The sequence below is a fragment of the Cytophaga hutchinsonii ATCC 33406 genome, assembly GCF_000014145.1.
GTDB lineage: Bacteria > Bacteroidota > Bacteroidia > Cytophagales > Cytophagaceae > Cytophaga > Cytophaga hutchinsonii.
The window spans coordinates 3715299-3730669 of record NC_008255.1; the positions used below are offsets into that span (position 1 = coordinate 3715299).

General features: G+C 40.1%; 9 protein-coding genes. 3 read left to right on the forward strand and 6 right to left on the reverse strand.

Going from position 1 to position 15371, the window contains the following annotated elements:
- Nucleotides 1-119: 119 nt before the first annotated feature.
- Complete coding sequence (locus CHU_RS15855; protein WP_011586605.1) at nt 120-599, reverse strand: MEKHLA domain-containing protein; 480 nt, start codon at nt 597-599, stop codon at nt 120-122.
- A gap of 70 nt (nt 600-669) precedes the next feature.
- Between CHU_RS15855 and lnt the strand changes: the two genes are divergently transcribed.
- Together lnt and CHU_RS15865 are read left to right on the forward strand one after the other, a co-directional pair.
- The gene (lnt, locus tag CHU_RS15860; RefSeq protein ID WP_011586606.1) at nt 670-2271 is read left to right on the forward strand and encodes an apolipoprotein N-acyltransferase; all 1602 of its coding nucleotides are present in this window, start codon (nt 670-672) and stop codon (nt 2269-2271) included.
- Nucleotides 2246-3064 carry an inositol monophosphatase family protein gene (locus CHU_RS15865; protein WP_011586607.1) on the forward strand — a complete coding sequence of 273 codons (819 nt, stop codon included), beginning with the start codon at nt 2246-2248 and terminating at the stop codon, nt 3062-3064. Before lnt ends, CHU_RS15865 begins: the two co-directional genes overlap by 26 nt.
- 50 nt (nt 3065-3114) lie before the next feature.
- On the opposite strand, the gene CHU_RS19620 is transcribed toward CHU_RS15865, so the two are convergent.
- Nucleotides 3115-9711, reverse strand: a complete 6597-nt coding sequence (locus CHU_RS19620) for an autotransporter outer membrane beta-barrel domain-containing protein (protein ID WP_177254179.1) — start codon at nt 9709-9711, stop codon at nt 3115-3117.
- Between the two features lie 108 nt (nt 9712-9819).
- Between CHU_RS19620 and CHU_RS19625 the strand changes: the two genes are divergently transcribed.
- A complete protein-coding gene (locus CHU_RS19625) occupies nt 9820-9978 on the forward strand; it encodes a hypothetical protein (RefSeq protein ID WP_011586609.1) in 159 nt (52 codons plus the stop codon).
- Nucleotides 9979-9987: 9 nt separating this feature from the next.
- Here CHU_RS19625 and CHU_RS15875 read toward each other — a convergent pair whose 3' ends face one another.
- The 4 genes from CHU_RS15875 to CHU_RS15890 are packed head-to-tail and all read right to left on the reverse strand — an operon-like array spanning nt 9988 to nt 15327.
- A complete protein-coding gene (locus CHU_RS15875; protein WP_011586610.1) occupies nt 9988-10851 on the reverse strand; it encodes an SAM-dependent methyltransferase in 864 nt (287 codons plus the stop codon).
- The gene (locus tag CHU_RS15880) at nt 10842-11861 is read right to left on the reverse strand and encodes an SPASM domain-containing protein (RefSeq protein ID WP_011586611.1); all 1020 of its coding nucleotides are present in this window, start codon (nt 11859-11861) and stop codon (nt 10842-10844) included. The genes CHU_RS15875 and CHU_RS15880 overlap by 10 nt, the downstream gene beginning before the upstream one ends.
- A gap of 8 nt (nt 11862-11869) precedes the next feature.
- Nucleotides 11870-13228: a hypothetical protein gene (locus CHU_RS15885; RefSeq protein WP_011586613.1), complete on the reverse strand. Its 1359-nt coding sequence runs from the start codon at nt 13226-13228 to the stop codon at nt 11870-11872.
- The gene (locus tag CHU_RS15890) at nt 13225-15327 is read right to left on the reverse strand and encodes a hypothetical protein (RefSeq protein ID WP_011586614.1); all 2103 of its coding nucleotides are present in this window, start codon (nt 15325-15327) and stop codon (nt 13225-13227) included. Before CHU_RS15890 ends, CHU_RS15885 begins: the two co-directional genes overlap by 4 nt.
- Between the last annotated feature and the right edge of the window lie 44 nt (nt 15328-15371).

Below are 15371 nucleotides of genomic sequence, written 5' to 3' on the forward strand. Positions count from 1 at the left end.
TTACTTAGCCTCTCGTATGTTTCTGTTGTTCGTGCCAACTCACATATTATATTTACGCATAACGCGTCATATCACAAAAAGCGATAGACTTTTTCTTAATACGTATTACTTAATACCTATTACTTTACGTTTGTCCAGTTTCTGAATAGAGCCGCCTGTCCGATTTTTTCTCCGCTGTTGTTTTTTAAGTTCCACAATAATACCTGCTCAATTTTAAAACGCTGTCCTTTTGAAGAGATCCGGATTCCGGTATAGTTACTTATAAAGCCGTGTGTTGCCGCTTCGTCTAATAAGCGCTGCCTGTCTTCTGCCCGTTCGGGCTCTGCAGATAATCTTGACGGCATGGTTGTAAACTGTTCCCAGTCAATATGCCAAAGTTGCTGTGCTGTTAAATTACCGTAATTGAAAACCGGATCTGCTTCTATTCCATGCGATACAACAACAAACGGTGCATGATACAGCAAACAGGAAAGGTATTCATCCGAATAGTTCGTATCAAAAAGTTGTATGCCTGTTATTTCCCGATAGCTCTCAATAAGCATCCGGGAATGCCGGATTATATTTTCACCTGGCCAATGTTGTATTATATTTTTTTGCATATTAATCTTTTATTACCTTTCAGTAACGAAAGGGATTATATACATACCGTCCCTATCTTTACCCCAAGTTATGCCTAAAATTTCATATCAACAATTACTGAATTTACCTTACATGGCATATGTACTTGTAAGCGGTATTCTATTAATACTGGCATGGCCTACGACTTGTTTCGGGCCGCTTGCCTTCTTCGCATTTGTACCCAATCTGCTGTTATTTGATGCGATCCGGGCAGACGCACAAAAACGCAAAGGGCTGCGTTATTTATTTTACACCTATCTTAGTCTGTTAATCTGGAATGTTGGAACAACGTGGTGGGTTTATAACTCAACTGCTGCAGGCGGCATATTTGCTATGGTTGTAAACGCCTTGCTCATGACTGTTCCTTTTGCCTTTTTCTATACCATCCGAAAAAAAACAAAAGAAGTGTATGGCCTGATTGCTTTTGTAAGCTTGTTCCTGACCTTTGAATACTGGCATCTAAACTGGGAATTGTCCTGGCCATGGCTCACACTTGGAAATGTATTTGCAAACAATACGTTTATCATACAATGGTACGAATACACAGGTGTGATGGGAGGTTCACTCTGGATTTTACTCTGCAATGTTTTTATTTATATTACGATTAAATACGCTGCCCATAGGATCTTCCGAGGCATTACTGCTGCTGTTGTTCTGCTGCCGGTAATTATTTCTGCTATTATTTATTTCAGTTATACCGAAACAGGATCAGAAATTGAAGTAGCTGTTGTACAGCCAAACATTGATCCGTATACTGAAAAATTCAGAGGCTCACGCAATGCCATTCCGTATGATCTGCAATTTGAGCGCATGCTTCGCTTAAGCGAACAAGTACGTACGCCTGAAACCCGTTTTATACTCTGGCCTGAAACAGCTATCCCTGCGGATATTAATGAAGATAAAGTTTTGCAGCACCCGTTTATTCAGCAGCTGCTTTATTATTGCAATAAAAATAATGTAAGCATTTTAACGGGCATTGATTCTCATCGTTTTATGGATGAACATACAAAAACGGCTACCGCAAGAAAACCACCGAATGCATCCTACTATTACGATTCGTATAATACAGCACTACTTATAAACCCGGATGAAAGTTATCAGATATATCATAAATCGCGTATGGTTCCGGGAGTAGAAAGCCTTCCCTATCCGAAGGTATTTGGCTTTGTTACCTCCAGTCTTGGCGGCATTGTTCAGCCTATTGCCAGAGACAGTATAGCACGTGCCTTGTATAACCAATCGGGTATCGCCGTAGCACCGGTAATCTGTTATGAATCTGTTTTTGGAGAATATGTAAGCGGCTATACAAAAAACAATGCGAACTTCATTGGTATCATTACAAACGACGGCTGGTGGGGAAACACTGCCGGACACAAACAACATTTTGCATACGCCCGCTTACGCGCTATTGAACAGCGCAGATCGGTTGCCAGATCTGCCAATACCGGCGTATCCGGGTTTATTGATCAGCGGGGAAATGTTCTGCAGGAAAATAAATACTGGGTACAGGATGCCTTGGTTCAAAAAATTACATTAAATTCATTCATCACTTTTTATACAAAGCACGGCGACTTTATCGGTTTCTTTGCATTGTTGCTTTCTCCTTTATTATTTCTTTATTCATTCTATGGCAAACGCGACATTCAGCGCTGATAAATTAAAACAGCTTACGTTACAAATTACGAAACTTGCCCGTGTTGCCGGTGATTTTCAAATAAACGAACTCAAAAATTTTGAGCGAAGCAACATTGAACATAAAGGTCGAAGCAATGATCTTGTTTCGTATGTTGATAAAGAAACAGAAAAACTACTTATAGAAAGTTTAACAAAACTTGTACCTGAAGCTGGTTTTGAAACAGAAGAAGGAACGGTAGAACAGACACAATCAGGCTTACGCTGGATCATTGACCCATTAGATGGCACAACCAATTTTTTGCATAAGCTGCCTTTATTTTCTATCAGCATTGCGCTGGTTCAGGATGAAACGTTACTAATCGGAGTTGTACATGAACCTTCCCGGAATGAATGTTTTTATGCATGGAAAAATGGGGGCGCTTACATGAATGGCGAACGTATTGAAACTTCTTCCATCACCGAAATATCAGATGCTTTAATTGCAACCGGCTTCCCATATTCGTTACGCGGAAAATCAGATCAGTATTTTACATTAATACGTCATTTTGTTGAAACGACCCATGGGGTGCGTCGCTTGGGCAGTGCAGCAATAGATTTATGTTATGTTGCCTGCGGAAGATTTGAAGCATACTTTGAATTCAACCTTAAACCATGGGATGTTGCAGCAGGTATTTTAATTGTGCGTGAAGCAGGTGGTATCGTAAGCAACTATAGCGGCGGCGATGACCATTGCCAGACTGCTGAAGAAGTCTGTGCGGCAGGCAGACACATTCATCCGCTGATGATTGATACATTTAAAAAAATATGGTAATAAAAAAAAGGGACGTATTAATGTCCCTTTTTTATTCTATCTGAATCAGTTTATTTCACCATTTCCTGCGGTGTACATACGCCTACATGATCGCCATGCTGCAAATGGAAGGACAATTGACTCTTAGGAATTGTTAGTGTCTCCATTGTACCGTCTGTCTTCTTATGACAAATGGTAACCTTCGCTTCTTCCGTTGACGGAACAGTTTGCGGCGAAACAACTTCCGGTTCCTTTTGAATGACCGGCTGGTCGGCATCTGTACACGTACCAACATGATCACCATGTGCTAAATGCTGCGACAACGCACTTTCGGAAATGGTAATTGTTTGAACAATTGAACTGCCTTTAGGTTTGTGGCAGATTACTACTTTCTTTTCTTCAACCGGCTTCGGTTTATCTTCATCGGTACATGAACCCACATGATCACCATGCGCCAGGTGTTGCGACAAGGCACTCTTCGGAATGGTAATCGTTTGAACAATTGAACTTCCCTGCGGCTTGTGACAGATGGTTACTCTTTCTTCTTCAGCCGGCTTGGGCTTGTCTGCATCGGTACATGAACCCACATGGTCTCCGTGCGCAAGGTGTGAAGACAGCGCACTCTCCGGAATGGTAATTGTTTCAATGGTAGAGCTTCCCTGCGGTTTGTGACAGATGGTCACTCTTTTCTCTTCAACCGGTTTTGGCCTGTCCGCATCCGTACACGAACCAACGTGATCGCCGTGTGCCAGGTGAGAAGACAAAGCACTCTCCGGAATGGTAAGCGTTTCAATACTCGTACCGCCTTTAGATTTATGACAGATAATTACTTTGTTCTCTTCTGCTTTTGGCGGAACAATTACATCAGGAGTTTCAGGTTCTCTCTGGATTACCGGCTTGTCCGCATCAGTACATGAACCAACATGATCACCATGTGCCAGGTGTGCAGCCAAATCTCTGGAAGAAATAGTAAGTGTTTCAATACTTGTACTGCCTTTAGGCTTATGACAGATAATTACTTTTTCATCTTTTGGTTCATTAACCGGAGGCACGACAACAGGCTGTTCTTTTACAACCGTACATGCACCAATATAATCTCCATGCGCAAGGTGTGCTTTAAGATCACTCTTCTTAACCGTCAGGGTTTGTACATTTGTTGGGTTGCCCGGGGGTTTGTGACAAATGATTACTTTTTCTTCTTCCTGAACGGTTGGTATTGTCTCTTCCTTAACTGGCGATTGTTCTTCTGCACAGGCACCGATATGGTCTCCATGTGCTAAGTGTGCAGACAAATCACTTTTTGAAACGGTTAATGTTTGTACACCGCCGCCGGATGTATGACAGATGATTATTTTTTCTTCTTTAACCGGCGGAACTGCAGGATCATCTTCAACCGTTTTACTTCCTTTCACGCATGCACCAATGTTATCTCCGTGTGCCAGGTGAGCCTTCAAATCATTTTTTGATATTGTTAATGTCTGCACATTTTCCGGATTACCCGGCGGCTTGTGACAGATGGTCACTTTTTCTTCTTCAACAGGTTTGTCTTCTACCGGAGGTACTACCACAGGCGCAACAATAACAGGCGGCGTTACAACAGGTTCTGTTACTGCGGGCTCTTGTTTTATAACCGTCTTATCCGCTTCTGTACACGTACCGATATGGTCACCATGTGCCAGGTGGCTTGCCAATAACGACTTTGAAATCGTAAGCGTTTGTATGTTATCTCCGGATTTATGGCAAACCGTTATCTGATCATTCATATCACCATTTGAACCACATCCACCAGACATATTAATCATACAGCTGCAATCTGTAGTAACCGTTGCGGCAAGTATGCCCGACTTTAATTCAATGCCATTTACATCACAAATATCAATCTTACCCGATACTCTTGCACTGCTATTGATCTGTGTCTGCGATGCTACATTTATTGACGTACAACTTTGTGCGGGACCATTAATTGTTCCATTTATAATTAATGCGTCTGTAATCAGTTTTGAACCTGCATTCATTTTGAATGTACCTGCGCCATTAATAAATGTAGTAGATGCCACCTGAATAGAACCTGAGTTTTCAAAGGTATTATTTACATGAAACTGTCCGTTAACAATAAGTTTACATGAATTTATAAAATCAGCGGACCCATTATCTTTCAGATTTCCGTTAATGGTAATCGTTCCGGAGTTGCAGGCCACGTTGTTATTATTAAAGCTTGTATTTGCATTTAATGTACCGGTATTTATAAATACAGCAGTTGAATTTATATTGAAGTCTGCCTGTATGGTTGCCTGTCCGTGGTTTTCAAATCTGCCATTGTACGTAAAGTTCGAAAATCTAATCGTTCCATAATTACGGATAGCAGAAGTCTGACTATTCATATTAACATTGTCAAATGATGCCGTTCCTGTCACCACAATATCTCCGCTGTTGAAATTAATATTCTGTATTGTTGCTGTTCCGCAGATCACCAGCTGGCCACCATTCATATTTACATTTCCGGAAAATGTATTTGTAATACACACTTTCCTGTTTGCATCCACCGATATGTTTCCGGAAGAAACTTTCACCGTATCATTACAGGTTGCACAGGTTGTAAACGGAGTTTTAGAAATTGTACTGCATGAGTTCGTTGAAGGTCCGGTAATAACCTGAGAAACATTACAGGTTAACGCTATTTTTTCTGTTACTGCACCGGTTTCATTTGTAGCTGTGATAGAGACCAAAGATTGTCCGGAAACAGTAACCGGTATAGAAACAATATTTGCTGTTAATGTATAGCTGGCAGCATTCAGCAATCTGCCATCAACTGTAATTACTAACTGTTCTTTGGACGTTACATTCGTTACGGTTGCCTTCACTGAAGTACTGCAGTTTGTAAGTACCGTAGTTGAAGGACTCGTTATTTGTACTGCCGGCAATGGCAGTTTCTTACACGTTATCTGTACTGTCTTAGAAGCTCTTTTTGTTTTGTTTGTTGCAACAACTTCAACCGTAGAAACAGTCGTGGTTGTTACGGGTATTGTCAGCAAGCCTGTTGCAGCATTATATGTATAAAGTGTATTGTTCAGTAAAACGGAATTGATTTTAACCTGAATCTGATTCATCTCTGAAACATTTGTTAATGTCATCAATACATTGTCTACACATGAAGTAGAAACGACCGTTTCTGCTACCGGATTCACCAGTTTAATTGTTGGCTGTAAAACAGGAGCGCATGTAAGGTGCACCAGTTTAGTTGCTGTGCCGGCTGCATTCACGGCCATTAATTTAATTTCTGTATCAGTGTTATAAGAATAGATTAAACGGATACGTCCGTTTGCTTTGGTGAACACAATCTTATCTTTCGGAATTAAAACATTATTCGCATATGCCGTGATGGCATCTATACTTTCAATATTCTGAACCGTAGCAATGATTGTATCTGAACAGGATTCAGAAATAAACGGGTCTGCTGCTGGGCTGTTAATAACAAGAACCGGCGGCAGTACCGGCTTGCATTCAAACGCCACTGTTTTAGAAGCCTGTCCGGCTTCATTCTGCGCTTTAATAATCAAACTTCCATTTGCGGTGAAAGTATGAACAAAAGATAATGTGTTAGATGTTGTATCATATGTCAAAAGCGATTTATCAAGAGCAACGTTGTTGTACAACACATCAACCTGATTAACACCTGAAATATTTTTTACAATGGCTTCAATGTTTTCTGAACACGTGGTTGAAATAAATGGAGTACCTACAGGTCTTAAAATACTTACCGATGGCAATTCCGTTGGTTTACATTGAATGACAAACGTAGTAGATGCTGACCCCCCATTATTTTTTGCCGTTACAACAAGTGTTGATGTTGTTGCAACGTTCACCTGAAATGATAATATACCGGTTATTGCTGAGTAAGCTAAATTTTCAGAAGCAATGGTGTTGCCATTTTCAGTAACCGTAATATTTTCTAACGATGCACAATTTGTCAGTTGAATTTTAACCGCTTCAATACAGGTGTTCGAAATGGTATTGGTTGTTTGCGGCGTAATTAATTTTACGGTAGGGGCAGGTAAAATAGTCGGCTTACATTGTATACTGATTGATTTCATTTCAGAACCGCTTGCATTAACCGCTGAAATAACAATCGTTGCAGTACCTTTAATACTTACAGGAAATGAAAGTATATCGGTAACAGTATCATACTGCATAACACCTTTAGCAAGTGCGACACCATTCAGTGTTACAGTTATATCCTTAACGGATTCAACATTCTCTACCTGTGCCGTTACCTGTTCCTGACATCCTGTTGAAATGTATGGATTTGCATTTGGTGATACAACTGTAATCACTGGTTTGGCAAGTGTCTGGCAGATCAGTGTAATTTTTTTAGATGTTGCAGCACCCTTACCTACAGCATTAATCAATAGTTCGGAGCGCCCGCTGAAATTAACCGGTATAGATAATTTACCTGTTGCGGCATCAAATACAAGTCCTGTATTAACAGCAATTCCATTCAGCGTAATATGAATTGCGGAAAGATCTGAAACACCTGTAACAACTGCGGTAACATTTTCTTTACATGTAGCAGAAACATATGGTTCTGTTGATGGATAAGAAACGTCTATCGTTGGTGTAATGACCGGTGCGCAGTTAATATTGATCGTTTGTGATGTATTGCCTGCATCGTTTGAAGCGCTGATAATAATGGTTGCTTGTTTTGTTATAACAGCATCAAATGTTAAAATAGCTGTTGTGGGATTAAAGTGCAGTAAATTTTTATTTATCGTTGAGCCGTTTATCTGCACATCAATATTTTGTACGGAAGTAACATGTACCATTTTTGCAGAAATCTGCTCTTTGCAGTCCTGCGATTCGTATGTATTTGAATTTGGCTGAATCAAAACAATTGAAGGTGTTACTAAAACTGTTTGCGGTACGCAATTTAAACTGACTGTTGCAGTAGTTGAGCTTACAGCATTTTGCGCGCGTATGATAAATGTGTTTGATCCTATTATCTGATTCGATATAGTTAATACTTTTGTTGATGCATTGTACGTGTAAGACGGCGCACGCAGAATTGTTCCGTTGCGTGTAACTTCGATATTGCTGATACCTTCAATGCCAATTACTGTAGCTGTAATTTTTGCAACACAATCTCCTGCTGTATTTTTATCCACCTGAGAATTTGATATTGAAATTACCGGCGGTTCTTTTATAAGCACATTTTTTGGCGTACAGGATAAATTAATGGATTCAACTACAGAGCTTGTGCCATTGGTTGCACGCACAGATATAGAAGTGAATTGATTGAATGGCATCTGAATAATAACCGAACCATTATATGGATTGAAATTATATTGGCGGGGTGATAAAACAATTCCGTCCATAATAACCTCAATGGATTTTTCATCGGTTACATTTTTTACAGAAGCTACAACATGTGCGATACAGTCGTTGGAACTTGTACTGACAAAGGCAACTGTAGGTGTAATGGGAGCCGGAGTAGTTAACACCGGTCCGCAATTGGTATATACATATTTGGTATCCTTCCCGCCGGCATTTTGAGCAATGATTGAAAAAACAGTATTGCCTGCAATCGGTGTATTGATTGTTAAAACTTCTGTTGTCCGGTCAAATGTATAATACGCAGAACCCAATACATTCCCATCACGCAATACGGTAATCTGATTTATGGATTCAAGATTTGTGATGCTGACTTTTATTTGAGCATTACAATCATTCAGATAAACCGGATTTTCACGCGGGTACAATACTGTTATTTCCGGTCTGGGATTTGTAACCGGCACTACAGGCGGTGGATAATAGGTTGTCTGATCACGTGTAGGTTGTGCAGTTGCTTTGCCTGCACCGATCGCAACCGTTAAAAATAAACTGCTGTAATGGTACCTGTCGTTTTTTAAACTTGGCGATGCATCGTTATTCCATTTGCTTGCATCTAACATATCGGTAGATGTATATGTATATTTATGCTCCCAGCCTAAATATACATTGGAAGAAAGTTTGATACCAACACCAACACCAATGGCACCTGATAATACATACGAATTTCTTGATTGACCGGCAATGCCATTTGTTTCGTATGTTTTATCCCACAGTAAATTCAGATCATTTTTTGCAATTGCTTTGCTGAACGTAGACACGTTAGAATAATCATACTGTGTATTGGTTCCATCAAGCTGATTGATCTTTGAGTTAAACCCCGTTGCACCAATTCCTCCGAAACCATATATCTTAAAACCACTATGTGCCCGCAGTTTGTTGAGTATTAACAAACCTTCTAATGAAAATTCATCTGTCTTTGTATAAAAATTTCTATAGGCATAACCAGCTGCGGTATAATCGATCGCAGGATTTGCCGTTCCGTTTAGATTTTCATCGTTTGCAATTCCATAAAACGGACGGGAATCCCTGCCCCACATCCACGTATGCAAATACCTTCCCCGAAGCGAGAATCCAAATACACTTGTATTATTCGCGATAATTTCCCGCTCCAGTGTCAAGCCCCAACCTGTTCCCATTCTTGAATGCACGTCTGCATTTTCCCACGCTCCCCCCCAGTTCATTCCAAATAGCCATTTTTTATTATAAGGAGTTGTTTGTGCATTCGACAGGAATGTGCTTACTGTTATAAAGAACAGTACTGTAATTCGTAGCAATCTTTTCATAGATTCGGATTCAAAAAGCATTATCGTTGCTAAAATATAAAAATCATGCCATTATATCATTGGTTGAGGAACTAAATCAATTTTATAGTTGTATTTTACGCAGGAAATATGAGTACAGGGATTCAATATATTATTATAGGGGCCATTGTTGGCTGGGCAGGTGTCTATCTGTTCAGAAAGATTTATGGCCTGTTTAACGTACCAAAAGATGGCTGTGGTGGTGGTTGTGGCTGCGCTTCTGCAGAACTTAAAAAAGAGAAAAAATAAGTTTCTCAGCTATTTTTTTGCATGCACAATATAATACTTCCACAATTCCTTTTTCAAAGTTTTGTATTGGTAATAAGCTGTGTAAACATTGTTTTTTGAGAACTCTGTTGTCCTTCTGTTCACTAAATTATATAGCTTTGAAATGATCCAGCCAGGGAAAAAAGCATAATACAATCTTTTTGCCGACCTGCGGATATGTTCTGTACTGTCTATCATATCAGCGGTGTTAAAACCAGCCTTCAGTAACATATGCTGAAAGGCGTCTTTCTTTTCAAAAAAAGGTACTGCCCAGCCATGGCCCCATGCATCTATGCTCCGCTGATCGTCAGCATTACCGTCTTTTACAATAAAAAAATCAGCCATAATTAATTGTCCGCCTGGCTTAAGTAAACGGTATGCTTCTTTAATAAAATCTTCTTTGTTGGCAGCATGGCACACACTTTCAATCGCCCAGACAACATCAAACGATTCTGAATGATAGGGCGTGTTTGTGTAATCCTGCACGTCAAATACTGCAGTGCCGCCGGGGTTTACAGCTGCTGCAGATGTATTGGCACGGGCAGCCTGCTTCTTACTTACGGTAATGCCTGTAACGTTTGCTTGTTTATTTTTTGCCAGCCAGATGGAAGAACCACCTACACCACAGCCAGCATCGAGCACCCTGGTACCGGCAGTGATTGAAGCTTTTTCTGCCAGAACCCTATTGATGTTTGCGAGTGCTTCGCGGAATGTTTTTGTTGACGCATCCCAATAACCATAGTGCAGAGAATGGCTTTGATTCAGATCCCAAAAGTACATGTAATGATCTTCGCTTACATCGTAATAGGTTGCAATATCGGTTGAAGTAAACGTTTTGGAATTCCTTATGCCCATACTGTAGTTCCTTCGGTACAATTCTTACACATATCAATTTCACTTCTCGATTTCAAAAGTGATTTCCTGAATTGAATATACGGTGCGCTGTTCCAGATTTCCTTAAACGTATTTGTTTTCAGCTCACCCATTACAAGGTGCGCATCCTTATCAAAACAGCACGGTACAATTTTACCATCCCAGGTAATCACACAGGAGTGCCACATCTTCCAGCAATGATTTAACAAACTGTTTTTTATGGAATAAGTATTATCTGCATTTTTTCTGTAGCGGGCGTATTTATCAATATCGGGAATCAATGGCGAACCGTTTTCATAATCATGGATCTGCGCTGTTTTAAAACGCACTTCACCAACACCCAATTCCTTTGCCATTTTTTTCACTTCCTTCAATTGATGTTGATTGGGTTTCACCACTAAAAATTGAAAAATTACATGCGGTGTAGAAGCGTGTAGTTTTTTCTTCCAGGCAAGAATATTTTTAGTTCCTTCCAGAACTTTTTCTAAGCTTCCCCCGATGCGGTATTGTTCGTAGACTTCCTGTGTAGTGCCATCAATCGAAATGATCAACCGGTCAAGTCCTGATTCTACGGTCTTGCGTGCATTTTCGTCTGTGAGATAATGGGCGTTTGTAGAAGTAGCCGTATAAATTCCTTTGGAAGACGCATATTTAACCATTTCTAAAAAAGAGGTATTCAAATAAGGTTCTCCCTGAAAATAAAAAATCAGGTAACTGATCTGCTGATATAATTCATCAATAATTTTAGAGAACATGGCAATGTTCAGCATGCCTGTTGGCCGTGTAAAAGAGCGCAACCCGCTCGGGCATTCGGGGCAGCGCAGATTACAGGATGTTGTTGGCTCTATTGCAATGGAGTACGGCACAGAAGGATGTACTACATTGCCGGTGATCTTCGAATACTGATAACTGACAAATACCTTCAAAAGCGTTATAAGCCTTTTGAAGGTCATTTTAGAAAGTAAATTCAGTGCATCACCGGTAGCAATCATGCTACAAGTTAAAAATAATAACTGAATGCCACACTCATTCCGTGGCCGGAAGTTTTAGAAGGTGCAACCAGGTATTCAAACCACATTAAATTGGTTGAAACAACAACATGATCTGAAAACGTTTTTGCAATGCCAAATTCAACATCGGCTCTGCCAAAACCGCCATACGATAACGTGGGAATAAGTACAAAATCTTTTGTCAGATAATACGCAAGCTTACCGTATATTCTAGGCATATACCCGCGCACAAATTGCTGGCGCACGCCGCCTGTAACAGTTACGTTAGGCGACAGATGGCGGTAATAAGAAAGATGTAACGTTGAAGGAAGCATGTAGCTTACATCCTTTACATTTTTCTTTACGCCCATATTCTCCAGTACTGTTGTAAAACTTACCGGATCGAGTTGAATGCCATTTCCTCCTCCAATGAGATTATCGATCTGAACGCCATCATACGTGTATGAACCGTCGCCGCTGAATGTGGTAATATCATTCCAGCGGATAAAACCAACGTCTAATAATTCAACAGCAAATTCACTCCGCTTTCCTTTAATGGAAAAAAAGTAATCTGAAGTTAATCCGCCGCCGTGCATTTGCGGCACACGCGCATATACCGTATCGTCTGTATAGGCAACATCAAATTTGCCGTTCAGCGTTAAATAACCGCCGGCACTATCTGTATACAGTGATGCGTTCTTTGAGCGTATTTTTTGTAACCTGCCGCCCCGGACAACTCCCAGGCGTGCGCCAAGCTGTATGTTTTGTTTTTTACCAACGGTCTTTTTAATACCCATGTATACCGTTTGATAATTTACATTATGCATGTTCATCGGATCTAAGCTTGCCGTTTGGCCTGCATACATGGAGTTTCCGTAAAAAAGAAGCTTAAATGCATCCGAAGAAAATTGAGCAGAATTAAAATCGCGATACATAAGCCCTGCTTCAACACGGATTGTATTGAACTTATATTGCCCGTATACACCAACTTTGATATCTGAACCAACCGTATTTGATTTTTTAAAACGATCAACCTGCTGTTGTTTCATATCATCATCTATATATGATTTCGTATACGAATACGATTTAAAAAAAGCATTTGTAAGTGAATTGGAATTCACATAGCCAGCACCATACGCAGAGAAATATCCGGCATAATTCAATTCTTGACTTAAAACAACAAATCGAATTTTTTTTGATTTCATTTGAACTTTTTCGCTATCAGCATGAAATACATATACTTCAGGACTTACATATGAAAGTCTGTTTTTACGTTCAAATAAAAAGGCTTCAGGCCGGTCAAAATCTACCTGGCCAAACAAGGTCCCTGCACTACAAATAAATACTATTATGCTACTGATCTTTTTCATTTTCCGCTATTAACCTGGAAATCCATATCCCCTACTAACTTAAATTCAATTGCATAATCATTGTATATGCTCACATGTGTATTTGCAGGCTGCGTATCGAAACGTGCTTTAAATATAATGCTTGCTCCCTGACTGATGAGTGTAGCGACATCAGCACCACTCAGCTCAAAAGGTACAACGCTGTATTTGCTTACCGTTACTCTGCCGCTGCCGTCTATAGCAGCTGCCTGAATAATGTTATCTGTTTCAATGCTTTTTATCGGCAAACCATTTTTACCTAAAAATATCATATCAATTTTTACATCTAATGGAAATCCGTTCCAGACAAGCAAATTAAATTTCCCGCTTTGAAACCCACCGGAGTTTAATGCCGGGATATCAAAATCGGCTGTATCCGATAGAACCAGATTTGATGCGATTAAGCGCAATGGAATTTTAATATCCAGAAACGCTTTCAGATCAACACCCGAATAAGCAAAATCCGTATGCGGGTTAATCGTGCTGTTCCCATTCGGATTAAACTGAAACGCTCCTTCGTATGCAATTTTATCCGGCAGGATATTTAATAGTGCAGCAGCATTAGACCCGGTAGATACATCAATGGAGGAAGTAGTACTAATCGGAAATCCGCCCCCTTCAAGTGCAGGCCCGATAGGGAAAGCCTGGTTTACAGGGCTGCCGGTTAAACTCTGGCTTGCTCCTGTTTTTGTATTGTAAGCAGTTAATGATTGTAAGACACCTTCTGCAGGAATACCCAACGCATTTTCAAATACAATGGAAACATCCGTTGATGCAAAATCCAGCACACTCGCAGAAATATTGTCAAACACATCAATGTTAATTTCTCCCGGACCAACAGCCATCGCATCTTCACCAAGGTATCCTTTAATATAACTTGGCTTGGGGTCAACCAGCGTAAGGGTAATATCCAGGCTGTCTTCCAGCGAAAGACTCACCAATCTTCCCGTATAATTTATTTTTCCTTTTAATACGTTCACAAAGGTGTTGTACTCTGTTCCGCCTATCCCTGTGAGATCAAGCAGGTAACCTGAAAAATCAGAATTGAATTGCGCATACGAATTTCCATTTGGGGGTGCAGGCGGTACCACCGCTTCGAATATGAATGTATGGCCATCTTTCGTTGCTGCCGGAATTTCATAGGTAAAGCGCACAGTGTCTTCGGCTGTACTGTATACGTCAGCACGCACGGTACCCTGGCGGATAATTGTTTCTGTAAGCTCAACATTATTCAATCCCAGCAATTCTACGTTTGATGTTTCATTTACAACATCCTGTTCCGGGAAAATAGCTGTAGCTGAAAACACTTTAATGTTTTTTATAGAAAGTGTTACAACCAGCGCATTGGAAGTGTCGATAACAACAAAGCCCGATCCGATATCCATGTCGTCGATCGATGCATCAATTACCGAACCGATGGTTTTACCGGACAGATCCTGTGTTTTTGTCTGGGTAGTATTTTTAAGAATATTTGTAAATGTCTGCGTTGTAATAACAGATGCCGGATCATTATTACTTAATGAGAACTGAAGATTTGTGATGGTTAACGGAAGCCCGTTTGTAACCGAAACAATCATTTCTCCGCTTAATAAATCGGCTGTTTTAAAAAACTGGTCAACATCAATTGTAATCGGTCCTGCAGTAATATCATTTACTCCCGGAAAAGGAACAGGAAAACCTAAGCTACCTGCTGCAATGATCTGATCACCGAGCGGATTACCCTGTGCCTTTAATTGCAATGCCATTTCACCTAATGAAATTCTTCTGGTAATACTTTCATCCGATAAAACAAGACTGCTTAACTTAACGGTTCTTTTAAATTGAGGTGCTTCCAGCGAAACCAACGAATCAATGGTGTATCCAAAAATCTGCTGGCGATTTACCAGCGAGATTGAATTATCTGATTCTGTTTGAAGCCGCGAAGTATCGGTAATAATATTATTGATAGACAATTTACTTTTTACCAAAGGAGCCAATACCTTGGTATCCCAACGCGGTTTATCAAATTCTCTTTTACATGAAAAATAAAGCAGTGAAAAGAGTATTAATACAGGAAGTATTTTTAGAAGTGATTTCGACATGAATGCGCGCGGATGATACTGTAGTGAAGAAACAGATTAACTTA

Excerpts from the sequence above, each read along its gene's own strand:
- CHU_RS15855 (WP_011586605.1), bottom strand. The coding sequence starts at position 599 with ATGCAAAAAAATATAATACAACATTGGCCAGGTGAAAATATAATCCGG.
- lnt (WP_011586606.1), top strand. The coding sequence starts at position 670 with ATGCCTAAAATTTCATATCAACAATTACTGAATTTACCTTACATGGCA.
- CHU_RS15865 (WP_011586607.1), top strand. The coding sequence starts at position 2,246 with ATGGCAAACGCGACATTCAGCGCTGATAAATTAAAACAGCTTACGTTA.
- CHU_RS19620 (WP_177254179.1), bottom strand. The coding sequence starts at position 9,711 with ATGAAAAGATTGCTACGAATTACAGTACTGTTCTTTATAACAGTAAGC.
- CHU_RS19625 (WP_011586609.1), top strand. The coding sequence starts at position 9,820 with ATGAGTACAGGGATTCAATATATTATTATAGGGGCCATTGTTGGCTGG.
- CHU_RS15875 (WP_011586610.1), bottom strand. The coding sequence starts at position 10,851 with ATGGGCATAAGGAATTCCAAAACGTTTACTTCAACCGATATTGCAACC.
- CHU_RS15880 (WP_011586611.1), bottom strand. The coding sequence starts at position 11,861 with ATGATTGCTACCGGTGATGCACTGAATTTACTTTCTAAAATGACCTTC.
- CHU_RS15885 (WP_011586613.1), bottom strand. The coding sequence starts at position 13,228 with ATGAAAAAGATCAGTAGCATAATAGTATTTATTTGTAGTGCAGGGACC.
- CHU_RS15890 (WP_011586614.1), bottom strand. The coding sequence starts at position 15,327 with ATGTCGAAATCACTTCTAAAAATACTTCCTGTATTAATACTCTTTTCA.